The sequence below is a fragment of the Cupriavidus sp. IK-TO18 genome (assembly GCF_015549295.1).
GTDB lineage: Bacteria > Pseudomonadota > Gammaproteobacteria > Burkholderiales > Burkholderiaceae > Cupriavidus > Cupriavidus oxalaticus_A.
The window spans coordinates 21042-44037 of sequence record NZ_JADGMP010000017.1 but is presented as its reverse complement, the minus strand read 5'-3'; the positions used below and the strand labels follow the sequence as shown (position 1 = coordinate 44037).

Here is a 22996-nt window from a genome sequence, read left to right as displayed (position 1 = left end):
GGCGTCCCCGCGTTGACGCCGGCAGCAGGCGGCCTACGCCCGGCATGGGGATCGTCCAATAGTGGGTCGACGCAGCCACTATCCCAAACTCACCTGGCGTAGCAGGTTTGAGCCACCAGCCACATCGAACGGAAATCACCACCGCCCGACCCACCCACGCCGCCAAATTGATAGCCAGCCGCTCAGGCGACGCGTTTTTTGGTTACTTTTTGTCGCTCGGACAAAAAGTGACCCGCCCAGCAGGGCGGAACCAGGCGGTTCAACGGCCGACAGCATGTCATCAACGGCGACCCACCACCAAAAACAAAAAACCCCGCCGTCCCTTGCGGGCCAGCGGGGCTTGCCGAAGTCAGAAGTGCAGGAGTCCAGGATCCGGACTCCGAAGACCCACTTACAGTCCAGCAGCAGCGCGCAAGGCAGCCGCCTTATCCGTAGCCTCCCAAGAGAACTCCGGCTCTTCACGCCCAAAGTGGCCGTAAGCCGCAGTCTTCTCATAAATCGGACGCAGCAGATCCAGCATCTGCACAATACCCTTCGGCCGCAGGTCAAAATGCTCCTGCACCAGTTCCGCAATCTTGGCGTCCGGAATCTTGCCGGTACCTTCGGTGTACACCGTCACATTGATCGGCCGCGCCACGCCGATGGCATAGCTCACCTGTACCTGGCACTGGCGCGCCAGCCCCGAGGCCACCACGTTCTTGGCCACATAACGCGCCGCATAGGCAGCCGAGCGATCCACCTTGGACGGGTCCTTGCCCGAAAACGCACCGCCACCGTGCGGCGAAGCGCCACCATAGGTATCGACAATGATCTTGCGCCCGGTCAGGCCGCAGTCGCCCTGCGGGCCGCCGATCACGAAACGCCCGGTCGGGTTCACCAGATACGTGGTTTCTTTCAGCATCTCGGCCGGCAGCACCGGCTTGATGATCTCTTCGATCACGGCTTCTCGGATCTGCGCCTGCGTAATATCCGGCGAATGCTGCGTCGACAGCACTACGGTATCGACGCTGTGCGGCTTGCCGTCGACATAACGCACCGTCACCTGCGACTTGGCGTCCGGACGCAGCCAGGGCAGGCGGCCGTCACGGCGCAGCAGCGACTGGCGCTCGACCAGGCGGTGCGCGTAGTAAATCGGGAACGGCATCAGCTCCGGCGTCTCATCGCAGGCGTAGCCGAACATCAGGCCCTGGTCGCCGGCCCCCTGGTTCAGGTAGTCGTCCGAGGCGCGGTCCACGCCCTGGGCGATGTCCGGCGACTGCTTGTCATAGGCCACCAGCACGGCGCAGCCCTTGTAGTCGATGCCATATTCGGTGTTGTCGTAGCCGATGCGCTTGATCGTGTCGCGCGCGATCTGGATGTAGTCGACGTTGGCGGTCGTGGTGATTTCCCCTGCCAGCACCACCAGGCCGGTGTTGCAAAGCGTCTCGGCGGCCACACGCGCATACTTGTCCTGCGCCAGGATGGCGTCGAGGACGGCGTCGGAAATCTGGTCGGCGACCTTGTCGGGATGGCCTTCGGAAACCGATTCCGAAGTAAAAAGGAAGTCGTTTGCCACGAACTTATTCTCCAGGTTGGCTATTGCGTGCCACCCGGTCGGGTTCATGGCGGCGACGCTTTAGCGGTATTTAAAACAGCCCGGTTTGAGCTGCATCGCCCCGCAAGTTGTCAGTTAACTCGGCGATACACGCTATTATACGCGCCTGCCGGGCTCGTTGCAGCGCGCCAAAGGCGCCGAAGCAACACGCTGCCGCCACGGCATGCCGTTTGCCCGGATTTACGGCAAGCCGGCGTGGAACTGAATTCCGCGCCGGGGAAAAAATGCGCCGGATTTGACCTGTTTGCAGCCCAGACTGCAATCCACGCCCGATGACCTTTCTTTTCTGGCTGATCTCCCGTTTCCCACTGCGCTTGCTGCAGGCCGCAGGCGGCGCGCTCGGACTGCTGGCAGCACGGCTGCCCGGCCGCTACGGCCAGCGCCTGAATGAAAATTTCCGCCTGGCGTTTCCCGACGCCACGCAGGCGATGATCGATGAAGCCGCCCGCTCGGCCGGTCGCATGATGATCGAGATGCCCTATTTCTGGAGCCGCAAGAAGATCGGCACACGGCTGCATGGCTTCGACGACTACATGTGGCCGGAACTGGAAAAGCTGCAGGCCCGAGGCAAGGGCCTCATCATCCTGACGCCGCATCTGGGTTGCTTTGAAGTGCTGCCGCAGTCCCACGCGCTGGTGCGCCCGGTCACCGCGCTGTTCAAGCCGCCACACCAGCCCTGGCTGCGCGACTGGATCGAAAAGATGCGCACCCGGCCCAATATGCACATGGCGCCCGCCACGCCGCGCGGCGTGCGCATGCTGGTCAAGGCGCTCAAGCGCGGCCAGGCGGTGGGGATCCTGCCGGACCAGGTACCCAGCGGCGGCGAGGGTAACTGGGCGCCGTTCTTCGGCAAGCCGGCCTACACCATGGCGCTGGTGCACCGGCTGCAGCAGCTGACCGGCGCGCCGGTGGTCGCGGTCTTTGCGGAACGGCTGCCGAAAGGCGCGGGCTATCGCGCCCACCTGCATGTGCTCAATGAGGGCGGCATGCTGCCGGACGACCCGGCCGAAGCGGCCGCGGTGATCAACCAGGCCGTCGAGATCCTGGTGAGGCAGTGTCCCACCCAGTACCTGTGGGGATACAGCCGCTACAAGGGGCCCGCCGCCGCCCCCAGCCGCAGCACCGAGCCGACCACTGACCAATCGATTTCATGAGCCGCGTGTTCACCTGGCTCGGCATCGGCCTGCTCACGGTGCTGGGCAAACTTCCATATCCGTTCGTTGCCCGCTTCGGCGAAGCGCTGGGCAGCCTGCTCTACCTGATTCCCAGCGCACGCCGCCGTGTGGTGCAGGCCAACCTGCGCCTGTGCTTCCCGGACAAGACCGAGGCCGAGATCGACGAATTGTCGCGCCAGAGCTTCCGCACCGTGTTCCGCAGCTTTGCCGAGCGCGGCATCTTCTGGACCGGCAGCGAGGCGCAGATGCGCCGCTGGGTGCAGATCGACGACCAGGCCGACCTGGTGTCGCTGGACGGCACGCCGCATATCCTGGTCACGCTGCACCTGTCGGGCGTGGAGGCCGGTGCGATCCGGCTGACCATCCACCTGCGCGAGCATGTGGGGCGTTCCGGCGCATCGCTGTACACCAGGCAGAAGAATGATTTGTTCGATGGCTTCCTCAAGCACGCGCGCGGCCGCTTCGGCGCCAACATGATTTCGCGCAACGACAGCGCACGCGACATCCTGCGCTGCCTGAAGAAGGGCGAAGCGCTGCAGCTGATCGCCGACATGGACTTCGGCGAACGCGATTCGGAATTCGTGCCGTTCTTCGGCGTGCAGGCGCTGACGCTGACATCGGTGTCGCGGCTGGCGCGCCTGACCGGCGCCAAGGTTGTGCCGATCTACACCGAGATGCTGCCCGACTACCAGGGCTACGTGCTGCGCATCCTGCCTGCCTGGGACAACTACCCCGGCGAAAGCGTCACCGACGACACGCGCCGCATGAATGCCTTCTTCGAGGACTGCATCCGCCCGCGCGTGCCTGAGTATTACTGGGTGCACAAGCGCTTCAAGCACCGCCTGCCGGGCGAACCCGAGATCTATTGAGCGTCCGCCGAGGGCGGCAGCAACTTGCGCGAGCCGCGGCTACAATCCCCACCATGAAACTCCAGTTCACCAAGATGCATGGCGCCGGCAACGACTTTGTCGTGCTCGACGGCATCCACCAGCAGATCGACCTGACGCCCGCGCAATGGCGCGCGCTCGCCAGCCGGCATTTCGGCGTGGGCGCCGACCAGATGCTGGTGGTCGAAAAACCGTCGCGCGGCGATGTCGACTTCCGCTATCGCATCTTCAATGCCGACGGCAGCGAGGTCGAGCACTGCGGCAACGGCGCGCGCTGCTTCGTGCGTTTTGTCAGCGACAAGGGCATGACCGACAAGCGCTCGGTGCGCGTGGAGGTGATGAAGGGCGTGATCACGCTGACGCTGCAGGACGACGGCCAGGTCACCGTGGACATGGGCGCGCCCGAGCTGGAACCGGCCCAGGTGCCGTTCCGTGCCGAGGGGCTGCCGACCCGGGCTGAAGGCGTGGATACGGTCTACGGCCTGGAGGTCAACGGCCGCACCGCGTGGATCTCGGCGGTGTCGATGGGCAACCCGCATGCGGTGCAGGTGGTGGACGACGTCGAGGACTTCCCCGTGCTGCAGGACGGGCCGGTGATCGAGCAGCACGCCACCTTCCCCAACCGCGTCAATGCCGGCTTCATGCAGGTGCAGGACCGCAACACCATTCGCCTGCGCGTCTACGAGCGCGGCGCCGGCGAGACGCTGGCCTGCGGCACCGGCGCCTGCGCAGCGGTGGTCGCCGGCATCCGGCGCGGCCTGCTGGACTCGCCGGTCAAGGTGCATACGCATGGAGGCGACCTGACCATTGCCTGGGACGGCGGCACCGAACCGGTGCGCATGACCGGCCCGGCGACCACGGTGTTCGAAGGCACCATTGACCTGGCGGCCCTGCCGGCCTGACCATAGGGGCAGCGCGCCCCACGACACAGCCCGCATTGTTTCCGGCCCAGGCGGGGCGCCCATTCCCTGATCTTGCAGGTCATACCGATGGAGCGCCCATGCCGCTGGACGATTTCCGCATCACGACGGGCAAGCGATTCCGCCTTGCCGATTTCCCTCCCGGCAGCAAGCCGCTGTCGCGCGGCGGCAAGGCCGAGGACCTGGCCCTGATTGCCGAACTGAGCGAGGGCCTGGACGCTAAGCAGGACATCTTCTACGCCGAACACCGCCGCAAGCTGCTGGTCGTGCTGCAGGGCATGGACACCAGCGGCAAGGACGGCACCGTGCGCGGCGTGTTCCGCAGCTTCGATCCTCTGGGCATCCGCGTGGTCGGCTTCAAGGCGCCCACGCCCAATGAACTGGCGCGCGACTACCTGTGGCGCATTCACCTGCAGGTGCCCAGGGCCGGCGAGATCGTGGTGTTCAACCGCAGCCACTATGAAGACGTGCTGGTCACGCGCGTGCACGGCTGGATCGACAATGCCGAAACCGAACGGCGCTTCCGCCAGATCCGGGATTTCGAGGCAATGCTGACCGAGACCGGCACCACCATCGTCAAATGCTTCCTGCATATTTCGCGCGACGAGCAGAAGGCGCGGCTGGAGGCGCGGCTGGCAGACCCGGAAAAACACTGGAAATTCGACACCACCGACCTCGCCGAGCGCAAGCACTGGAAGGCCTACATGGATGCGTACGAGGCCGCGATCATGGCGACCAGCACGCAGGAATGCCCGTGGTACGTGGTGCCGGCCGATTCCAAGACGCACCGCAACCTGATGGTGGCGGAGATCCTGACGCGGGTGTTCGAAGACCTGAAGCCCGCCTACCCGCCGACCAAGCCGGAACTGGCGAACATCAAGGTCGAATAGCGCCCCGGTGCAGACGGCTGGCCGCCCGGCTCAGCCACCTCAGCCGCCTCAGCCACCATTCCCGCGATGCACGTCGTGCGTGACGAACGGGTGCTCGCGGCTGGGCATCGCCAGCCAGTGCGGATGGCGCAGCGTCTGGCGGATATCGTCCAGGCCGCTGGTCCAGTGCTCGTTCATGGTCAGCAGGCCGAACTGGTAGTCCTTGGCCATGTTCTCAAACGATTTGTCGCGGTAGATCAGCTGGATCACGTTACGGCGCGCGTCGCAGGCCTGTTCGGCGGCGCGGCGGTACCACTCGCTGTTGCGCTTGGATTGCGGCACCAGCGCCATCACCTCGTTGAGCATGCGGCGCATGTTCTGCTGCTCGCGCATGTAGTCCGTAATGGCGCGGGTGCGGCTGGAATAGCGGATCTCCTTCTCGCGCTCGGCAACATCGATCAGGTCATGCGGCAGCTTGCCGCGCGCGCTCCACAGGTCGACCTGGAAGATCAGCGCGTCGCGCCGCGGCTGCGCGGTCAGCACCTCGGCCAGCGGGGTGTTGGACACGAGACCGCCGTCCCAGTAGTACTCGCCGTCGATCTCCACCGCCGGGAAACCCGGCGGCAGCGCACCCGAGGCCATGAAATGCTCGGGGCAGAGCTTGTCGCGGGTGTTGTCGAAATAGGCGAAATTGCCCGTGCGCACATTGACCGCGCCCACCGAGACCCGCATCAGCTCGGGGCGATGGTTGATCAGGTCGAAGTCAGCGAAGCGCTCCAGCGTGGCCTTCAGCGGCGAGGTGTCGTAGAAACTGGCGCGGCCGGGTTCCGCATAGCGCATCATCAGCTCCACCCAGCTGCGCGGCTGGAAGAAGCCGCGCTGGCCTTCGACCATGGCGCGCGTGGCATGCAGGCCGTCGAACCAGACGCGCAGCGGCTCGGGCCAGCTCTCGGCGCCGTCGGTCAGCCAGGTGGGCGACAGGCTGGGCAGCCACGGCTGCGCGCAGATGTGTTCCCAGAACGCGCGCAGCTGTTCGATGCGGCGCTCGGGCGGATTGCCGGCAATCACCGCGGCATTGAGCGCGCCGATGGAAATACCGGCGACCCAGTTCGGGTAGATCCCGCCTTCGGCCAGGCCCTGGTACACGCCGGCCTGGTAGGCACCGAGCGCGCCACCGCCCTGCAGCACCAGTGCGCGCACGGCATAGGCTTCATGCGCGGGCCTGTCGGGCGCCTTGGCGTCCTGGCGCACCGGCTTGCGCGGACGCACCTGCGCGCCGCGCTCGGCCAGCGAATCGCCGTTGCCGTTGGTCTTGGCTGTTTCGCTTTCCGCTTCCTTCGCTGCCGCCGCTGCCGGCTGCCGCCCTGCCCGTTCCTGCCGCTCTTTCGCCGCCACGCACGCCCCCTGCCGATTGGATTTTCCGCCTGCCCTGGATCGTTGCAGCGCCCGGCGCATCCGCGCGCGGGCGCAAGGCTTCGTCAGACGCCGTAGCGCTGCCGATACGCCGACACGGCCTCGCGCGAAGCAGCCAGCGACTGGTCCTGCGACGCGTCGAGATAGGCCAGCAGGTCCTTCAGGCTGGCGATCGCGATCACGGGGATGCCGAATTCGCGCTGCACGTCCTGCACGGCCGAATGCGTGCCAACCTGGTCGGCGGTCCCGCTCTTTTCCATGCGATCCAGCGCGATCAGCACGGCGGCCGGCTCGGCGCCGGCGGCGCGGATCAGGTTGACCGATTCACGCACCGAGGTGCCGGCGGAAATGACGTCGTCGACGATGACGACCTTGCCCTGCAGTTTGGCGCCAACCAGCGTGCCGCCTTCGCCATGGTCCTTGGCTTCCTTGCGGTTGTAGGCGAAGCCGACGTCACGTCCCATGCCGGCCAGCGCCACCGCCGTCGCCGAGGCCAGCGTGATGCCCTTGTAGGCCGGCCCGAACAGCACGTCGAACTGCACGCCCGAGGCCAGCAGGGTTTTCGCATAAAATTGCGCCACCTCGCCGAGCATCGCGCCCTGGTTAAACAGGCCGGCATTGAAGAAGTAGGGCGACTTGCGGCCGGCCTTGGTGACAAATTCACCAAACGACAGGACGCCGGCGTCGAGCGCAAAGCGGATAAAGGTCTGGCTCAGGTCGGTGCCCTGCATGCCCTCGGGCAAGGCTGCCGGCGTGTTCTGCTGCGTCATCATTTCTCTCTGAATTCAAAATTTCCCCGAATGTTACGGATTATCAGCGCCAACCTCAACGGCATCCGCTCCGCGTCCAAGAAGGGCTTTTTCGACTGGATGGGCAAGCAGGACGCGGACATGGTCTGCGTGCAGGAACTGAAGGCACAGGCCGCAGACATGACCGAAGCGTTCCTGGCGCCACACGGTTACCACGGCTACTTCCACTATGCGGAGAAGAAGGGCTACAGCGGCGTGGGTCTGTACACGCGGCACAAGCCTGAGCGGGTCATCACCGGTTTCGGCAACGCCGAGTTCGACGGCGAAGGCCGCTATGTGGAAGTGCAGTACCCGCACCTTGCGGTGATCTCGGTGTACGTGCCTTCCGGTTCCAGCGGCGAGGAACGCCAGCTGGCCAAGTTCCGCTTCATGGAGGCTTTCCTGCCCCACCTGCTGCAGCTGAAGGCCAGCGGGCGCGAGATCGTGCTGTGCGGCGACGTCAACATCGCGCACAAGGAAATCGACATCAAGAACTGGAAGGGCAACCTGAAAAACTCGGGCTTCCTGCCGGAAGAACGCGCCTGGATCGGCGAGCTGTTCGACGTCCATGGCTACGTCGATGTGTTCCGCAAGCTCGATCCTCGCCCGGACCAGTACACGTGGTGGAGCAACCGCGGCCAGGCATACGCCAAGAACGTGGGGTGGCGCATCGATTACCACCTGGCAACGCCGAAGATCGCCGACACGGCGCAGCTGTGCTCGATCTACAAGGACGAGAAGTTCAGCGACCACGCGCCGTTGTCGATCGATTACGACTATCCGCTCTGAGCTATGTAGTCAGGCCGCCCGGACTTCTTCTAGAAGTTCCGGGTGGCGGTCAAGGAGTTTCAGCAGCTTGACGAGCGCCAGCGGGGGCAGCATCCGGCCGGTCTCGTAGCGCAAGCCGCGAACTGTGCCAAACCGCAAGAATCCAATCGGTACAAACCCCTGCGACCGGCCCCCATCCCCGCTACAATGCAGGTTCGCCCCTGCGCCCGGCAGGAGATACTTCGCATTCACGCGCGCATTCACGCGTATTCCCCCGCATTTCATAGAGCGAGTCCGCCATGGTTTTCAAAGTGTTCGTCGATGGTCAGGAAGGCACGACCGGTCTCCGGCTGCTTGACTATCTTTCCGGTCGTTCCGACGTGGAACTGCTGCGCATTGCCGATGACAAGCGCAAGGACCCGGCCGAGCGAGCACGCTTCCTGAACACCGCCGACGTCGCCTTCCTGTGCCTGCCCGACGTGGCCTCGCGCGAGGCGGTGTCGCTGGTGACCAACCCGAATACCTGCGTGATCGACGCCAGCACGGCGTTCCGTACCGCCGACAACTGGGCCTATGGCCTGCCGGAACTGGTGCGCGGCCAGCGCGAGAAGATCCGTGCCAGCAAGCGCATCGCCGTGCCGGGCTGCCACGCCAGCGCCTTCGTGCTGGCGGTGCGGCCGCTGGTCGATGCCGGCGTGCTGCCGCGTGACTACCCGGTGACGGCGTTCTCGCTGACCGGCTACAGCGGCGGCGGCAAGAAGATGATTGCCGACTTTGAAGCCGGCGGTAACCCGAAGCTGCACAGCCCGCGCCCGTACGCGCTGGCGCTGCAGCACAAGCACCTGCCCGAGATGCGCGTGCAGGGCGGCCTGTCGTCGGACCCGATCTTCAACCCGATCGTCGGCAACTTCCTGAAGGGCCTGGCGGTGACGGTGCCGGTGTTCGGCGAGCGCCTGGCGCGCAAGGTGAGCCCGGAGCAGATCGTCGACATCTACCGCAAGCACTATGAAGGCGAGCAGTTCGTGCGCGTGATGCCGTACAACAGCGAGGACAACCTCGACGACGGTTTCTTCGACGTGCAGGCCAACAACGACACCAACCGTGTCGACCTGTTCGTGTTCGGCACCCCCGAGCGCCTGAACCTGGTCGCGCGCCTGGACAACCTGGGCAAGGGTGCGGCCGGCGCGGCGGTGCAATGCATGAACGTGCATGTCGGTGCCGACGAGGCCACGGGGCTGCAGGCCTGATACGGCTGCTTCCTGGACACAACAAAAAAGCCGGCACTGCCGGCTTTTTTACTGGCCGGAAACCGGCGCGGCCTACACGCGCTGCAGCGCCCGCAACGCATCCACCAGCCCGGCCCCCTGGAATGCGCGCTCGCGCCCAAGATCCGTGGCCGCGTCGCACAGGATGGCCTTGACGGTCTCGGGCTGGCCCATCAGCTCATTGTTGCGCGACAGCAGCAGCGCGGCCACGCCGGACACATGCGGCGCGGCCATGCTGGTGCCATCCATCGACGCCAGCGTGCCGCCGGGCACGGTGGAGGTAATCTTCTCCCCGGGTGCCACGAGGTCGGGCTTGATGCGGCCATCGCCGGTGGGACCGTGGCTGGAGAAATAAGAGATGCCGTACCGGTAGGGATCGGTACGATGGGTCGCTCCCACCGTGATCACGGTGCGCGCATTGCCAGGATCGGTAATGGTCTGGCCGCGAAAGCCCGCGCCCATGTGCGCGGCCGCGTATTGCTCGTCATAGCCATAGTTGCCGGCCGCCGCCACCACGATCACGCCGTTGGCCACCAGCCGGTCGCATTCGACGCACACCGGCGTGCTGCCGCAGGCGTAGGTGCGCACGTCATGGCGCAGCGCCACGCTGAGGTTGACGCCGTGCACATATTGCCGGTCGCGGCTCTGGTTGAGCCAGCGCACATATTGCAGCGCGCCCAGGATGCCGAACTCATCGCCCCTGCCCTGCGCATCGAAAATGCGCAGGTCGAGCAGCTCGATACGCGGGCAGATGCCGCTGACATCGCCGCTTTCGGCAAGCTCGGGCGGCAGCGGCATGGGCTCCGGCCGCGCCAGGTAGGCCGAAGACGGCCAGCCGGCGCCGATGATGCCGGCCACGTGCGTGCCGTGGCTGCCGCCCGGCGGCACGTATTGCGCCAGGTCTTCCTGGCTGATTTCCAGCAGAGGCTCGATCACGGACCAGTCGATGATGCGGCCGTTGGCGAGGTCGTCGGCGATCGCCGCAATGCGCTCCCTGAGCTCGGCCTCGCCGGGGCCGCGCTTGCCCTTGGGCATGGGCGGCAGGCGGCCGCTGGTGATCGCCGACAGGCGGGTGAAATCCAGCGTCCTGACCACGCGCGACAGACGCGGTGCGATCAGGCCGTCGCTGACCGGCAGCGCTCCCTCCAGCCTGGCGGGATCGAAGAACGCCGGATGGCGCGCATCGATGCCGGAGTCGATCACCGCCCAGCGCACGCCCTGCCCGCCGGTATCGAACACGCGGATCGCCGCATCCGCCTTCACGGTCTTGCGCGACGAAAACACCGCGTGCTCTGCCGGCCGGTTGACCGAGATGCGCCACAGCGGCGCCACTGCGGCCACCTTCGCCGCATCCGCGGCATCGGCATCCGGCGGCGCCGCATGGTCGTCCTGCAAGCAGGACCATAGCGTTTCAAGCACCTGCCGGCTCGCCTGCCCGATGCGCCGGGTCAGGCCGCCGGGCGGGAAGCTGTCGTCGTCCAGTCCCAGCAAGGTCAGGGCAACATACTGCGCGGCGACATTGACCAGCCGTCCCAGCGCCTGGCCGGCCGGCGCCGGGATGCCACCGAAGCGCGTTCGGGAAGCGGCGTAGCCGATGTCCTTGAACCTCGCAATGGCTGTCTCGCTGGACACATGGGCCAGCACCGACTCGCCCAGCCAGCGCACGAAGGCGTCGCCGGTGAGGCTGCGCTCGAGCGCGTGGCGCGCGGCGGTTGACCAGCTGGCGCTGGCCATCGGCAGCCGTACCTCCCGGTGCCACCATGCCGTCAGCGGCAGCAGCCTGAGCATGTCGAAGAAATCGATCTGCGCGAGCAGGTGCGATTCATTTGCCGCCAGGAAGCGCTGGCCTGCCGCCGCCGGCTCGGCCAGCGCCGGCAGGCGGCGCAGCACCGCGGTGCGCAGGGCGGCAATGCCCGCGGCGTGGTGCGGGGTCAGCAACAGCCCGCGCGGCACCTCGAACGATTCTCCCGACGCATACAGCAGCCAGACTTCGGAGCTGACCGGCAGGTCGCTGGTGAAGCGGTCGGGCTCGGCCTCGCTGCCCGCGAAGATCAGCATATAGGCGGCCCGTTGCTCCGACGGGCTCATGCGGTTCAGGCTCATGCGGGTTCCCCTGCGGTTGTCGCATTGTCCTTCGATCCGGTGGCCGCCCTGGTTGCCGGCGCCAGGCGCCGCAAGCAGCGGCTAGCGCTTCAGCGGCTTGCTTCTGTCGTCGTCGCCCGCGTCGACCGGCGCATCGCCCAGTCCCGCCATATTGGCGCGGTACGGTGGCAGCCTGTCGACCGGGGTATTGATCGCTCGTGCGTAGAGTGGCAGCACCTCGGGCATGTGCTTTTCCAGGTCGGCAATGCGGCTGCGCCCGGACGGGTGCGTCGACAAAAAATCAGTGCCCGACTGCGACACTTTGCCCATCTTCTGCCACAGCGACACCGCGGCGCGCGGATCGAAGCCGGCGCGCGCGGCGATATCCATGCCGATCAGGTCGGCCTCGGTCTCGTCGGCTCGCGAGAAGCGCAGTGTCAGCAGGTGCGCCCCGGTGCCGAGCGCCATGTTGCCCAGGTTGCCGAAGCCGAACAGCTGCGAAATGACGTTGGCGCCGAGGTTGGTGATCTCGGACTTGGCGGCGCGCTCGCGCGCATGCTCCTGCAGCGCGTGCGCGATCTCGTGCCCCATCACCATCGCGACCTCGTCGTCGGTCAGCTTGAGCTGGTCAAGCAGGCCGGTGTAGACGGCGATCTTGCCACCCGGCATGCAGAACGCGTTGACCTGCTTCGAGCCGATCAGGTTGATCTCCCACGGCCAGTTGCGCGCGCGCTCGTTCCAGCGCACGGTCTGCGGCAGAAGCCGCTTGCCGATCGCGCGCAGGCGCCTGAGCTGCGGGTTGTCGTCGCCGGCCAGCGCGCGCTTGGCGATGGCTTCCTGCTTGAGCTGCTCGTACTCCTGCGCGGCCTGCTGCTCGATCGCCTCGGCGGGCACGATATTGCGCACCGCCGAGCCGCCGCGCTGGATGCTGATGCCTCCGGATTCGGTTTCCTGCGCCTGGGCGGGCATGCCGGACCAGGCCAGCAACGCCGCCGCCAGCGCGAGCGCGCGGACGAGCCGGACACGAATCGGACGCTGGACACATTGCTGGGGGCGGAGCATTTGCGGTTCCTCGGGCGCAGTGGAGGGATCGTGGCGGCGGACCGGTGCGATCCCTGGCAACGCTGCCGCAGCGCAAGTGGCGGGGCGGCGAACAGGTGATGCAATAATACACGGCGCCCGCGCAGCCGCGCGGCGCTCCACCCCCCGCGCATCCATGACTTTCCAGGCCTATCTCGATATCTTCCGCAACCGCCGCATCGGCGCCATGCTGACCCTGGGCTTTGCCTCCGGGCTGCCGCTGGCGCTTACCTCCGGCACGCTGCAGGCCTGGATGACGGTCGAGGGCCTGGATATCAAGACCATCGGCTTCTTCTCGCTGGTGGGCCAGGCCTATATCTTCAAGTTCCTGTGGGCGCCGCTGATGGACCGCTACACGCCGCCGCTGCTGGGCCGGCGCCGCGGCTGGCTGCTGCTGACGCAGCTGGGGCTGGTGGCGGGCATCGCCGCGATGGCGTTCTGCCCGCCGCGCGAGGCGCTGTGGACGCTGGCGGCGCTGGCTACGCTGGTGGCCTTCCTGTCGGCCTCGCAGGACATTGTCTTCGATGCCTACAGCACCGACGTGCTGCGTCCGGCCGAGCGCGGGGCCGGCGCGGCGGTGAAGGTGCTGGGCTACCGGCTGGCGATGCTGGTCTCGGGCGGCCTGGCGCTGTGGCTGGCCGACCGCGTGCTCGGCTGGCAGCAGACCTACCTGCTGATGGCGGCGCTGATGGCCGTGGGCATCCTGACCCTGCTGTGGGCGCCCGAGCCCGACGTGCCCGCGCGCGCGCCGCGCTCGCTGGAAGAGGCGGTGCTCGGCCCGCTGCGCGATTTCTTCGCGCGGCCCGGCGCATGGTGGCTGCTGCTGCTGATCGTGCTGTACAAGCTGGGCGACGCCTTTGCCGGCAGCCTGTCGACCACCTTCCTGATCCGCGGCGTGGGTTTCTCGGCCGGCGAGGTTGGCATCGTCAACAAGACACTGGGACTGGCCGCTACCATCATCGGCGCGCTGTTCGGCGGCACGCTGATGGTGCGGCTGGGGCTGTACCGTTCGCTGATGGTGTTCGGTGTGCTGCAGGCGGTATCGAACCTGGGCTACTGGATACTCGCCGTGACGCCGCCGCACCTGTGGACCATGGGCGCGACCATCGCGGTGGAAAACCTGTGCGGCGGCATGGGCACCGCGGCCTTCGTGGCGCTGCTGATGACGCTGTGCAACCGCTCGTTCTCGGCCACGCAGTATGCGCTGCTGTCGGCGCTGGCGTCGGTGGGCCGGGTCTATGTCGGGCCGACCTCCGGCTACATGGTCGAGGCCTGGGGCTGGGCGCCGTTCTACCTCGGCACCGTGGCGGTGGCGCTGCCCGGCGTGATGCTGCTCTGGGCAATGCGCAACACCGTGCACCGCTACGAAACCCAGGCGCGCGAAGCGATCGCCTGAGCCCCGCCCTGCTTGTTCCTTGCTTATTCCTTGTAGTAGACGATCTGGTGCGAGCTGGCCAGCAGCTGGCCAGCCGGGCTCCATAGCTGCGCGCGCTGGTCGAAGTACCCCTGCTGGAAGACCTGCGCCTGCGCGCTGGCCAGCACGTGGCGGTCGCCCAGCGCCGCCAGCGTGGGCGCATCGGCGTGGAAATACGTGGTCATCGACACCGTGCCGGCCGGCACGAAGCCCGCGCGCTTGAGGAAGATGCGCGGGTAGAAGCTGTCCGCCCATGACGCCACCGCGGCGAAGTCCGGCGTGCGCGCCGGCGCGTCGCGCAGCCAGAACTGGGTCAGGCTGTCGGGGTGCTCGGTGCCGGCCTCGGCGGTCGGCTTGGCGCCGCGCACCGGGCGCATGTCATAGGACTTGAGCCAGCGCACCGGCGCAAAGCCGCCCATCGCCGGCAGCGTGTCGGCGGCTGGCACCTCGGGCATCACCGCCTCGCCGCAGGCCCAGGTCTCGCGGCGCACCGCGAACACGGCGGTGGCAGTGGTGGCCACGGCATCGCCCTGGCGCAGCGTCAGGTTCCAGTGCTGGGTCGAGCGGTTGGTCCGCACCGGCAGCGCCTCGATCTCGAACGGGCCTTCGGCGATCGGGCCGGCAAAGTTGACCGACAGCGCGATCGGGTCGCCCAGCCGTTGCGGATGCAGCAGCGCCGCCTGCAGCAGCGTGGCGGCGGTGATGCCGCCAAACGGGCCGATCATGTTCCAGTAGGCCGGCGTGGTGCGGCCCAGGAAACGATTTTCGCCGGCGGCCTCCAGGGCGATGGCATCGTCGAACGCATGCAGCGCGATGGGGGCGGAGGCGGACAGGGCGGCAGCGGTAGCAGTCATGGCAAGGGCGCAAATAGAACGATCGTTCGATAGCTGCCTACACTAACCGTAGTCAGGAGTTCGGTCAACCGTCCCCGCATGCAAGCGCTCCAGAAGGCGCATCAGCCTTGTGCCCGGCGCCGCCACGCCAGGCTCCAGCCGAGCTGGTTGGCGATCACACCCAGCAGCACCAGCAGCATGCCCGCGACCTGTAGCGGCCCGAGCACGACGCCGAACACCATCACGTCGATGACGATCGCCACCAGCGGATAGACGAACGACAGCGTGGCGATCGACACCACGCTCAGCCGCTGGAAGGCGCCGTACAGCAGGGTGTACATGACGCCGGTATGGATCAGCCCCAGCGCCAGCAGCGCGGCCCAGGTGCCGGTCTGATAGCTGCCGGCCGCGGGATGCGCCAGCGGTGCCAGCATCACCACGCCCAGCACCATCTGCAGGCCCGCAATCTGCCCGGGCGGAATCGCCTGCAGCCGGCGCGTGGCCATGGTCGTGACCGCATACAGCAGTGCCGCCAGCAGCGCCAGGCCGATCCCGGCCAGCATCGCGGCGCCGGTGCCGCCGTGCTCCAGCCCGGTGATCAGCATCACGCCGGCAAAGGCCAGCACCAGCCACGGCAGCCTGGCGAACGGGAACGGCTCGCGCTGCATCGCCGAGGTCAGCAACAGCAGGAAGAACGGCTGGGTGTGGTAGACCACGGTCGCAATCGCAATGCCGCTGCAAGCATAGGCCGAGAATAGGGCCAGCCAGTTGAGCACCAGCGTGACGCCGCCCAGCGCCAGCCACCCCAGCTGCGCGCGGCTCATGCGCACCCAGCCGCGCTGCAGCGTCAGTGTGCCCAGCAGCGCGGCGCCGCCGAAGATGCAGCGGAAGAACACCACGTCCAGCGGCGGCTGCCCGCTGGTGACGACGAACCAGCCGATGGTGCCTGACAGCACCATGGCCGCGACCATGCGCCAGGCACCGCCTGGCATGGATTGAGGAGAAGGCATGGGGCACTCCGGGCATGCAATGGCGGCATTGTTGCAGCATGCCATCCACTCAACAATCCCGCTGAAGCTCAATTAGTATTTGAGTTGCGATCAAGGATTGGAGACTGGGCATGTCGGATACACCACTCAATGCGATGGCCGTCTTCGCCCGCGTGGTCGAATGCGGCAGCTTCTCCGCTGCGGCGCAGGATCTCGGCATGACGCCTTCGGGCGTCAGCCGGCACGTGTCGCGGCTGGAAGCGACGCTCGGCGCCAGCCTGCTGCAGCGGACCACGCGCGCCTTCGCGCTGACCGAGCTGGGCCAGTCGGTCTACGCCGCCTGCGCACGCATGACCGCCGCCGCGCGCGAGGTCACCGCGCTGGCCGGCGAGCACGGCGGCACGCCCCATGGCGTGCTGCGCGTCAGCGCGCCGGTCGCGTTCGGGCAGGCCTGGCTGGCGCCGCGCCTGCCGGCGCTGCTGCAGAAATACCCCGCGCTGGACCTGCAGCTGACCCTGGCCGACCGCATGGTCGACCTGGTCGAGGAGGGCCTCGACGTGGCGGTGCGCATCGCGCGCGAACTGGCGCCGGGCCTGGCGGCGCGGCCGCTGCGCGAAGTGCGCTACCGGCTGGTGGCCTCGCCGCGCTACCTGGCGGGGCACGGCACGCCCGCCGCGCCGGCCGAGTTGCCGGCGGCGCGCTGCCTGTACCTGGGCTACGGCAATTTCGGCGAGCGCTGGACGCTGCGCCACCAGGCCGGCGGCGAGGCCGTGGTGGTGCGCATCCCGCCGCGGCTGACGCTGAACAACAGCCTGGCGATCATGACGATGGTGGAAGGCGACGCCGGCATCGGGCTGGTGCCGGATTTCTCGCTGGGCAGCGCGCTGGACGAGGGCCGCGTCGTCGCCGTGCTGCCGGACTGGGACATCCTCGAGCCCTACATCGGCACGGCCTACGCGGTGTACACCCCGACGCGGCACGTGCCGCCCAAGGTGCGCGCCTTTGTCGACCACCTCGCCGCCACCGCGACCGGCCTGCCGGCCTGATCAGTCCTTGCCCAGCGCCCGCCGCAACTATCAGGGACAGTGCGGGAGGGCCAAGCCTGTCAGGCCGCGCAGACCCGGTACACCGCCAGGCTGCCGCGCCAGTTGACGCCCCAGTTAACGGTAATGCCCTCGTGCATCACCACGCGGTCGATGACGCGCAAGCCGACCGTGGGCGCCAGCTCCTCGAAATCGCTGATGGTCAGCACGCGCACGTTGGGCGTGTTGTACCACTGGTAAGGCAGCGATTCCGACACCGGCATGCGCCCGCGGAACACCGACAGCCGGTGCGGCCAGTAGCCGAAGTTCGGGAACGACACGATGCACTCGCGCCCCACCCGCAACGTGTCGCGCAGCACCTGTGCGGTGTTGTGGATGGTCTGCAGCGTCTGCGACAGGATCACCGTGTCGAAGCTCTTGTCCTCGAACAGTGCCAGCCCGCCTTCCAGGTTCTGCTGGATGACATGCACGCCCTTCTGCGCGCACGCCAGCACGCCTTCATCGCGGATCTCGATGCCGTACGCCTGCACGTCGAGCTCGTCCTGCAGCACGCGCAGCAGGCTGCCGTCGCCGCAGCCCAGGTCGAGCACGGTGGAGTTGGGTTCGATCCAGCGCGCGATCGCGCGGAAGTCGGGGCGCAGCGCCAGGATATTGGGATTGGCCAGGGCGTTCATGCGCCGATCTCCTCTGCGATGCGGTCGTAGTAGGCGCGCATCAGGTTGTGGTAGCGCGGGTCGTCGAGCAGGAAGGCATCGTGGCCATGCGGCGCGTCGATCTCGGCGTACGAGACCGGGCGCTTGTTGTCCAGCAGCGCCTTGACCAGCTCGCGGCTGCGGCTGGGCGCGAAGCGCCAGTCGGTGCTGAAGCTGGCCACCAGGAAGCTCGCCTGCGTCTGCGCGATGGCGCGGGTCAGGTCGCCGCCATAGGCCAGCGCCGGGTCGAAGTAGTCCAGCGCGCGCGTGATCAGCAGGTAGGTGTTGGCGTCGAAGTACTCGGCGAACTTGTCGCCCTGGTAGCGCAGGTAGCTTTCCACCTGGAACTCGACATCGAACGAGAAGCGGATGTCTTCCGCCTTCAGCTCGCGGCCAAACTTCTCCGCCATGTCCTCGTCCGACAGGTAGGTGATATGGCCGATCATGCGCGCCACGCGCAGCCCGCGCTTGGGCTTGACGCCATGCGCGTAGTAGTTGCCGCCGTGGAAGTCCGGATCCGACAGGATGGCGCTGCGCGCCACCTCGTTGAAGGCGATGTTCTGCGCCGACAGCTTGGGCGTGGACGCGACCACGATGCAGTGGCGCAGACGGTCCGGGTACATCAGGCTCCAGGCCAGCGCCTGCATGCCGCCGAGGCTGCCGCCCATGACCGCGGCGAACTGCGTGATGCCGAACGCGTCGGCCACGCGCGCCTGCGCGTTGACCCAGTCCTCCACCGTCACCACCGGGAACGTCGCGCCATAAGGCAGGCCGGTCGCGGGATTCACGCTCATCGGCCCGGTCGAGCCGAAGCACGAGCCCAGGTTGTTGACGCCGATGACGAAGAAGCGGTTGGTGTCGAGCGGCTTGCCCGGGCCCACCATGTTGTCCCACCAGCCCAGGTCGCGCGGGTTGTCGGCGTAGACGCCGGCGACATGGTGCGAGGCATTGAGCGCGTGGCACACCAGCACCGCGTTGGAGCGCGCCGCGTTGAGCGTGCCGTAGGTCTCGACCATCAGGTCGTAGCCGGCGAGGGACGTGCCGTTGCGCAGCTTCAGCGGCTCGGCGAAGTGCATGCGCTGCGGCGTAACCACGCCGACCGAATCGGTCGACAGCGGGGCGAGTGCGCTGGGCGCAGACGGCAAGGCGACATCAGTCATGGAATCCGGGCCCGCGGCGAACGGGCATAAAAAAACCCGACCGGCATTTGCGTGTGAAGCATCGCAGCCAAGTCGGGATTCACTGGATTCCTTGCGGGATTCCGCGTGCCGGCGATCATTGTCGTGGTGACATGGGGCGCCGACCCAACCTCTTTAGCCGCATTTATAGTGGCAGCCCGGACCGGGGTCCCTTGGTCCCGTAGCTGCCGCGCGCCCGCAAGCCAGTCATCAAATCGGCGCGACCGGGCAATTATAGAGCAATCGGCCCGGCGTGTCGGTTTCAGCCCAGCAGCACCCGCAGATGCGCCTCGGCATGGTCCGACGGCGACTTGCGGAAACCGCTCTTGGCATAGCGGTGCCACTGGCCCTGCACCGTCGCCATGATCAGCGCGGCGCGCGCCGGGATGTCGGCATCCGCGGGGAATTCGGCCTGCGTCACTGCCACCTTCAGGCACTGGCGCAGCGAGGCCTCGATGCGGTCCACCACCTGGTTGATGCGTTCCTGCAGCCGCTCGTGCTCGCCCACCAGCGCCTCGCCGGTCAGCACGCGCGTCATGCCCGGGTTCTTCTCGGCAAACGACAGCAGCATGCGCACGATCGCCTGCGCCTGGCGCAGGCCGTGCTCTTCCTTGTCGGCAATCTGGTTGATCAGGCCGAAGACGGTCTGCTCGATAAAGCCGATCAGGCCCTCGTACATCTGCGCCTTGCTGGCGAAGTGGCGATACAGCGCCGCCTCGGACACGCTCAGGCGCGCGGCCAGCGCGGCGGTGGTGATCTTTTCCCCGCGCGGATGCTCGAGCATGGTCGCCAGCGTCTGCAGGATCTGGATGCGGCGCTCGCCCGGCCGCGGGCGCTTGCGCGCCGGCGCGGCAGGCGCCGCGGGCGTGTCCGCGGGTGTGTCCATCTCGTCGGCTCCGCCTGCAATGACTGCCTCCGGCTGGTCCCCGTTGCTTTGCGTCATGACCCGTTTCTCCGCATTCGTCGTTGGAGTTGATGCATCGATTGTACTTTTATGTCCACATAGGCCGGCCGGTTCGGCACGCGGGCCCGCACGCGAGGCGCGTTGCCGGACTGCGCCTGCGGTGCCTGCGGAACCTGTGATTCCGCGGCCACCAGCGTGACCGAATGCTCCTGCGCGGCGTGGCCGGCGCGGCGGTCTTCTTCCGCCTCGAGCGTCGAGCGGACCGCCGCATCGCGCCGGCTGCCATCGTCTTGCGCCGAATTGGGCGCGCCAGGCACGTCATGCGGGCGCGACGGCGCCATGGTGCGCAGGTAGCCGGTCACCCAGGCGGTGCGGATGCCGGTGCCGGCATAGCGCTTGAGGTGCGACACGGTGTCCTCCACCAGCACCGCGCGATGCGGTGCCACGCGCGCCTGCACCAGCAGGCGCCGCAGCATGAGGCGGTCCGGCTTGGGCCGCAGGTGGCCATGCACCCACATCTGCTCGATCGCCACCACGCGCTCGAAGCAATGGCCGATGCCGGCGATGTCCAGCACAGCGCGCGCATAGTCCTGGGGGGCGTTGGTGACCAGGAGCTTGCGCCCCGGCAGGCGCCGCAGGTGCGCCGCCAGCCCGCGCTGCACGCGCACCATCCCGGCCAGCGCCGGGAATTCATGCGCCGCGCGCAGGAAGTCGGCGGGATCGACGCCATGGTGGCGGATCATGCCGAGCAGCGTCGCGCCGTAGCGCTGCCAGTAGTCCACCCGCACGCGGCTGGCGGTGGCCTCGTCGCAACCGAGCACGCGCGCCACGTAGGCGGTCATCAGCCGGTTGATCGCCGGGAAGATCGCGTGCGAGGCATCGTGCAGCGTGTTGTCGAGGTCGAACAGCCAGACCGTGCGCCCCGAGTTGTCCCCGGCGGGACGGCGGCGCAGGCGAGCGCGGACACGGCGCGGAGGAGGAAGACTGGTAGGCACGCCGGGCGACTCTGGAGATGATGGGATGCCGGGGCAGCCGGTTGTGGCCCGCCCCGGCGGTGCCGCTCAGTGCGAGCGGATCATGGTGCCGAACGCCTGCTCGGTCAGGATTTCCAGCAGCAGCGAATGCTCGATGCGGCCATCGACAATGTGCACCGAATGCACGCCGCTCTTGGCTGCGTCCAGCGCCGACGAGATCTTCGGCAGCATGCCGCCCGAGATGGTGCCGTCGGCGAACAGCTCCTCGATCTCGCGCGCGGTCAGGTCGGTCAGCAGGTTGCCCTTTTTGTCCATCACGCCCGGGATGTTGGTCATCATCACCAGCTTCTCGGCCTTCAGGATCTCGGCCATCTTGCCGGCGACCACGTCAGCGTTGATGTTGTAGGCCTGGCCGTCGTCGGAGAAGCCGATCGGCGAGATGACCGGGATGAAGGCGTCGTCCTGCAGCGCCTTGACCACGGCCGGGTTGATCGCCTCGATATCGCCCACGTAGCCGATATCGATGAAGGCGCCCGGGTTCTCGCGGTCGGGCATCTGCAGGCGCTTGGCGCGGATCAGGCCGCCGTCCTTGCCGGTCAGGCCCACGGCCTGGCCGCCGTACTGGTTGATCAGCATCACGATGTCCTGCTGGACTTCGCCGCCGAGCACCCACTCGACCACTTCCATGGTCTCTTCGTCGGTGACGCGCATGCCTTGCACGAAGGTGCCGACCTTGCCGACCTTCTTCAGCGCCTCATCGATCTGCGGGCCGCCGCCGTGCACCACCACCGGGTTCATGCCGACCAGCTTCAGCAGGATCACGTCGCGCGCGAAGCCGTGCTTGAGCTTTTCTTCGGTCATGGCATTGCCGCCGTACTTCACCACGATGGTCTTGCCGTGGAACTTGCGGATATACGGCAGCGCCTCGGCGAGGATCTCGGCTTTCAGTGCGGGAGCGATGGCGGCCACCGCAGTCGCGGCAGGCCCGGGGTTGTCGGCGTTCATGGGGGACATCCGTGAGATTCAACAGGTATGATGGCTAACAGCCGCGTAGCCGGCGGAAAACGCAACAGCGCGCAACAGGGATCGCCCGAAAGTGCGCCATCCGGCTATGGCAGGCGCCGATTTTACAAGAAACCGCGCGGGGCGCGAGTCCCGCGGCCCGGGCAGGTCCGGCCATCCGCCCCGCAAGCGCCGCACGGGGCACCACGGCGGCCCGCCGGCGTTCCGTTCGCGCAACAGCACAGCTTCTTTCGCGGCCTTTGCCGTTTGTCTTGCGCTTCGCCGTACCAGTTCCCGCCGTATCAGTTCCCGCACCATGACCGATCCCGCCACCGTCCTGACCGGCCAGCTTCGCCCCGTCGAGCATTGCAGCCAATGCGGCGCCGGCTTCGTCTGCGGCTACGTGGCTGGGCTGCGCGAGTGCTGGTGCGCCAGCCAGCCGCTGCTGCCGGCACGGCGCATCGTGCCCGGCCAGCACTGCCTGTGCCCCAGCTGCCTGGCGGCGCGCCAGCGCGGCGATCAGGCGCCGGAGCCCGCCGAGGGCTGAACCGCCGGCACAGGGCCGGACGACGCGCCGGCGCTGCTCCACTGCATCACCAGCATCCCCACCACGATCAGCGTGGCGCCCGCCAGCCGCGCCGGCGTCATGGCCCGCACCGCGAATCCGGCCAGGCCGAACTGGTCGACGGCCAGCGCGGCCAGCACCTGCCCCGCCACCACCGCGGCAATAAAGCCGGCCGCGCCGAGCTTCGGCGCCATCACCAGGGCGGCCGAGATATAGAACACCCCCAGCACCCCGCCAATCCACGTCCACGCCGGCGCGCGCGCCAGCACCGATGCCGCGGGCAGCGGCACGCGCAGCAGCCATAGCAGGGGCAGCAGCGCCGCCAGGCTGACCAGCAGCGACACCAGCGTCGCCCCCAGCGGATGTCCCAGCGTACGCGCCAGCGTGGCGTTGGCGCCCGCCTGGAACGGGATCACGGCGCCCGCCAGCACGGCGGTGGCAAGGGGCAACACTAGGGGCAACAGCAAGGAAATCGGGAAAGAATTCGGCAACTGGATGCCTGACATGTCACGCTCCGTAGGGCAAACTGCGATGCCTGACAGTTTGAAATATCGCAAAGCG

The 22996-nt window shown here is 67.5% G+C and carries 22 protein-coding genes and 1 pseudogene; 9 read left to right on the top strand and 14 right to left on the bottom strand.

The features are described from left to right. Positions 1-391: 391 nt before the first annotated feature. On the bottom strand, positions 392-1555 hold the full coding sequence (gene metK, locus IPF36_RS15410) for a methionine adenosyltransferase (protein WP_133098160.1): 1164 nt from the start codon (positions 1553-1555) through the stop codon (positions 392-394). A gap of 311 nt (positions 1556-1866) precedes the next feature. Between metK and IPF36_RS15405 the strand changes: the two genes are divergently transcribed. From IPF36_RS15405 to IPF36_RS15390, 4 genes are all read left to right on the top strand, one after another. Continuing rightward, entirely contained in the window at positions 1867-2748 is an 882-nt protein-coding gene (locus tag IPF36_RS15405) for a lysophospholipid acyltransferase family protein (protein ID WP_195428599.1), read from the top strand. After that, positions 2745-3638, top strand: coding sequence for a lipid A biosynthesis lauroyl acyltransferase (locus IPF36_RS15400; RefSeq protein WP_195428598.1), 894 nt, complete (start codon positions 2745-2747; stop codon positions 3636-3638). The genes IPF36_RS15405 and IPF36_RS15400 overlap by 4 nt, the downstream gene beginning before the upstream one ends. A 53-nt stretch (positions 3639-3691) precedes the next feature. Continuing rightward, positions 3692-4558, top strand: a complete 867-nt coding sequence (gene dapF, locus IPF36_RS15395; protein ID WP_135704231.1) for a diaminopimelate epimerase — start codon at positions 3692-3694, stop codon at positions 4556-4558. A 98-nt stretch (positions 4559-4656) separates the two neighbouring features. After that, a complete protein-coding gene (locus IPF36_RS15390) occupies positions 4657-5466 on the top strand; it encodes a polyphosphate kinase 2 family protein (RefSeq protein WP_133098156.1) in 810 nt (269 codons plus the stop codon). A gap of 48 nt (positions 5467-5514) precedes the next feature. On the opposite strand, the gene IPF36_RS15385 is transcribed toward IPF36_RS15390, so the two are convergent. Beyond that, on the bottom strand, positions 5515-6840 hold the full coding sequence (locus IPF36_RS15385; RefSeq protein ID WP_135704230.1) for a patatin-like phospholipase family protein: 1326 nt from the start codon (positions 6838-6840) through the stop codon (positions 5515-5517). 83 nt (positions 6841-6923) lie between these two features. Beyond that, positions 6924-7631: an orotate phosphoribosyltransferase gene (gene pyrE / locus IPF36_RS15380; RefSeq protein WP_135704228.1), complete on the bottom strand. Its 708-nt coding sequence runs from the start codon at positions 7629-7631 to the stop codon at positions 6924-6926. 27 nt (positions 7632-7658) lie between these two features. On the opposite strand from pyrE, the gene IPF36_RS15375 reads away from it, so the two are divergent. Next, positions 7659-8435, top strand: coding sequence for an exodeoxyribonuclease III (locus tag IPF36_RS15375; protein WP_195428596.1), 777 nt, complete (start codon positions 7659-7661; stop codon positions 8433-8435). A gap of 9 nt (positions 8436-8444) precedes the next feature. Here IPF36_RS15375 and IPF36_RS15370 read toward each other — a convergent pair. Beyond that, positions 8445-8546 (bottom strand): annotated as a pseudogene (locus tag IPF36_RS15370) (type II toxin-antitoxin system MqsA family antitoxin); the annotation flags it as partial. A gap of 167 nt (positions 8547-8713) precedes the next feature. Between IPF36_RS15370 and argC the strand changes: the two are divergent. Continuing rightward, positions 8714-9661, top strand: coding sequence for an N-acetyl-gamma-glutamyl-phosphate reductase (gene argC, locus IPF36_RS15365; protein WP_135704224.1), 948 nt, complete (start codon positions 8714-8716; stop codon positions 9659-9661). 72 nt (positions 9662-9733) lie between these two features. On the opposite strand, the gene IPF36_RS15360 is transcribed toward argC, so the two are convergent. After that, positions 9734-11782 carry a S8 family peptidase gene (locus IPF36_RS15360; RefSeq protein ID WP_195428594.1) on the bottom strand — a complete coding sequence of 683 codons (2049 nt, stop codon included), beginning with the start codon at positions 11780-11782 and terminating at the stop codon, positions 9734-9736. 81 nt (positions 11783-11863) lie between these two features. Further along, positions 11864-12823 carry a M48 family metallopeptidase gene (locus IPF36_RS15355; protein ID WP_133098148.1) on the bottom strand — a complete coding sequence of 320 codons (960 nt, stop codon included), beginning with the start codon at positions 12821-12823 and terminating at the stop codon, positions 11864-11866. A 154-nt stretch (positions 12824-12977) separates the two neighbouring features. On the opposite strand from IPF36_RS15355, the gene IPF36_RS15350 reads away from it, so the two are divergent. Then, the gene (locus IPF36_RS15350; protein ID WP_133098147.1) at positions 12978-14237 is read left to right on the top strand and encodes a muropeptide transporter; all 1260 of its coding nucleotides are present in this window, start codon (positions 12978-12980) and stop codon (positions 14235-14237) included. 23 nt (positions 14238-14260) lie between these two features. Here IPF36_RS15350 and IPF36_RS15345 read toward each other — a convergent pair whose 3' ends face one another. Both IPF36_RS15345 and IPF36_RS15340 read right to left on the bottom strand, forming a co-directional pair. Next, entirely contained in the window at positions 14261-15109 is an 849-nt protein-coding gene (locus IPF36_RS15345; RefSeq protein ID WP_195428592.1) for an acyl-CoA thioesterase II, read from the bottom strand. 101 nt (positions 15110-15210) lie between these two features. After that, positions 15211-16098 (bottom strand): DMT family transporter, encoded by an 888-nt coding sequence (locus tag IPF36_RS15340; RefSeq protein WP_195428590.1) that lies wholly within the window; start codon positions 16096-16098, stop codon positions 15211-15213. Positions 16099-16208: 110 nt separating this feature from the next. On the opposite strand from IPF36_RS15340, the gene IPF36_RS15335 reads away from it, so the two are divergent. After that, positions 16209-17123 carry a LysR family transcriptional regulator gene (locus tag IPF36_RS15335; protein ID WP_135704218.1) on the top strand — a complete coding sequence of 305 codons (915 nt, stop codon included), beginning with the start codon at positions 16209-16211 and terminating at the stop codon, positions 17121-17123. 59 nt (positions 17124-17182) lie between these two features. Here IPF36_RS15335 and metW read toward each other — a convergent pair whose 3' ends face one another. The 5 genes from metW to argB form a co-directional block, all read right to left on the bottom strand. Continuing rightward, positions 17183-17794 (bottom strand): methionine biosynthesis protein MetW, encoded by a 612-nt coding sequence (gene metW / locus IPF36_RS15330; RefSeq protein WP_063241126.1) that lies wholly within the window; start codon positions 17792-17794, stop codon positions 17183-17185. After that, complete coding sequence (locus tag IPF36_RS15325; protein WP_133098143.1) at positions 17791-18972, bottom strand: homoserine O-acetyltransferase; 1182 nt, start codon at positions 18970-18972, stop codon at positions 17791-17793. The genes metW and IPF36_RS15325 overlap by 4 nt, the downstream gene beginning before the upstream one ends. 280 nt (positions 18973-19252) lie before the next feature. Further along, entirely contained in the window at positions 19253-19876 is a 624-nt protein-coding gene (gene slmA / locus IPF36_RS15320; RefSeq protein ID WP_133098203.1) for a nucleoid occlusion factor SlmA, read from the bottom strand. Between the two features lie 53 nt (positions 19877-19929). Continuing rightward, positions 19930-20889: a pyrimidine 5'-nucleotidase gene (locus IPF36_RS15315; protein WP_195428587.1), complete on the bottom strand. Its 960-nt coding sequence runs from the start codon at positions 20887-20889 to the stop codon at positions 19930-19932. 66 nt (positions 20890-20955) lie between these two features. Continuing rightward, positions 20956-21873 (bottom strand): acetylglutamate kinase, encoded by a 918-nt coding sequence (gene argB / locus IPF36_RS15310; protein ID WP_084254770.1) that lies wholly within the window; start codon positions 21871-21873, stop codon positions 20956-20958. Positions 21874-22186: 313 nt separating this feature from the next. Here argB and IPF36_RS15305 point away from each other — a divergent pair, with 313 nt between their 5' ends. Continuing rightward, positions 22187-22417 carry a cysteine-rich CWC family protein gene (locus tag IPF36_RS15305; RefSeq protein WP_135704214.1) on the top strand — a complete coding sequence of 77 codons (231 nt, stop codon included), beginning with the start codon at positions 22187-22189 and terminating at the stop codon, positions 22415-22417. Here the strand turns inward: IPF36_RS15305 and IPF36_RS15300 are convergent. Beyond that, positions 22390-22941 carry a DMT family transporter gene (locus tag IPF36_RS15300; protein ID WP_195428585.1) on the bottom strand — a complete coding sequence of 184 codons (552 nt, stop codon included), beginning with the start codon at positions 22939-22941 and terminating at the stop codon, positions 22390-22392. The genes IPF36_RS15305 and IPF36_RS15300 overlap by 28 nt on opposite strands. Positions 22942-22996: the final 55 nt, after the last annotated feature.

What these genes read in the sequence shown, in the direction of transcription:
- pyrE (WP_135704228.1), bottom strand. Translation starts at nt 7,631, where the DNA reads ATGATGACGCAGCAGAACACGCCGGCAGCCTTGCCCGAGGGCATGCAG.
- IPF36_RS15360 (WP_195428594.1), bottom strand. Translation starts at nt 11,782, where the DNA reads ATGAGCCTGAACCGCATGAGCCCGTCGGAGCAACGGGCCGCCTATATG.
- IPF36_RS15325 (WP_133098143.1), bottom strand. Translation starts at nt 18,972, where the DNA reads ATGACTGATGTCGCCTTGCCGTCTGCGCCCAGCGCACTCGCCCCGCTG.
- IPF36_RS15340 (WP_195428590.1), bottom strand. Translation starts at nt 16,098, where the DNA reads ATGCCTTCTCCTCAATCCATGCCAGGCGGTGCCTGGCGCATGGTCGCG.
- IPF36_RS15335 (WP_135704218.1), top strand. Translation starts at nt 16,209, where the DNA reads ATGTCGGATACACCACTCAATGCGATGGCCGTCTTCGCCCGCGTGGTC.
- argB (WP_084254770.1), bottom strand. Translation starts at nt 21,873, where the DNA reads ATGAACGCCGACAACCCCGGGCCTGCCGCGACTGCGGTGGCCGCCATC.
- IPF36_RS15405 (WP_195428599.1), top strand. Translation starts at nt 1,867, where the DNA reads ATGACCTTTCTTTTCTGGCTGATCTCCCGTTTCCCACTGCGCTTGCTG.
- IPF36_RS15300 (WP_195428585.1), bottom strand. Translation starts at nt 22,941, where the DNA reads ATGTCAGGCATCCAGTTGCCGAATTCTTTCCCGATTTCCTTGCTGTTG.
- IPF36_RS15375 (WP_195428596.1), top strand. Translation starts at nt 7,659, where the DNA reads ATGTTACGGATTATCAGCGCCAACCTCAACGGCATCCGCTCCGCGTCC.
- argC (WP_135704224.1), top strand. Translation starts at nt 8,714, where the DNA reads ATGGTTTTCAAAGTGTTCGTCGATGGTCAGGAAGGCACGACCGGTCTC.
- IPF36_RS15345 (WP_195428592.1), bottom strand. Translation starts at nt 15,109, where the DNA reads ATGACTGCTACCGCTGCCGCCCTGTCCGCCTCCGCCCCCATCGCGCTG.
- IPF36_RS15390 (WP_133098156.1), top strand. Translation starts at nt 4,657, where the DNA reads ATGCCGCTGGACGATTTCCGCATCACGACGGGCAAGCGATTCCGCCTT.
- slmA (WP_133098203.1), bottom strand. Translation starts at nt 19,876, where the DNA reads ATGGACACACCCGCGGACACGCCCGCGGCGCCTGCCGCGCCGGCGCGC.
- IPF36_RS15400 (WP_195428598.1), top strand. Translation starts at nt 2,745, where the DNA reads ATGAGCCGCGTGTTCACCTGGCTCGGCATCGGCCTGCTCACGGTGCTG.
- metW (WP_063241126.1), bottom strand. Translation starts at nt 17,794, where the DNA reads ATGAACGCCCTGGCCAATCCCAATATCCTGGCGCTGCGCCCCGACTTC.
- IPF36_RS15355 (WP_133098148.1), bottom strand. Translation starts at nt 12,823, where the DNA reads ATGCTCCGCCCCCAGCAATGTGTCCAGCGTCCGATTCGTGTCCGGCTC.
- IPF36_RS15350 (WP_133098147.1), top strand. Translation starts at nt 12,978, where the DNA reads ATGACTTTCCAGGCCTATCTCGATATCTTCCGCAACCGCCGCATCGGC.
- IPF36_RS15305 (WP_135704214.1), top strand. Translation starts at nt 22,187, where the DNA reads ATGACCGATCCCGCCACCGTCCTGACCGGCCAGCTTCGCCCCGTCGAG.
- dapF (WP_135704231.1), top strand. Translation starts at nt 3,692, where the DNA reads ATGAAACTCCAGTTCACCAAGATGCATGGCGCCGGCAACGACTTTGTC.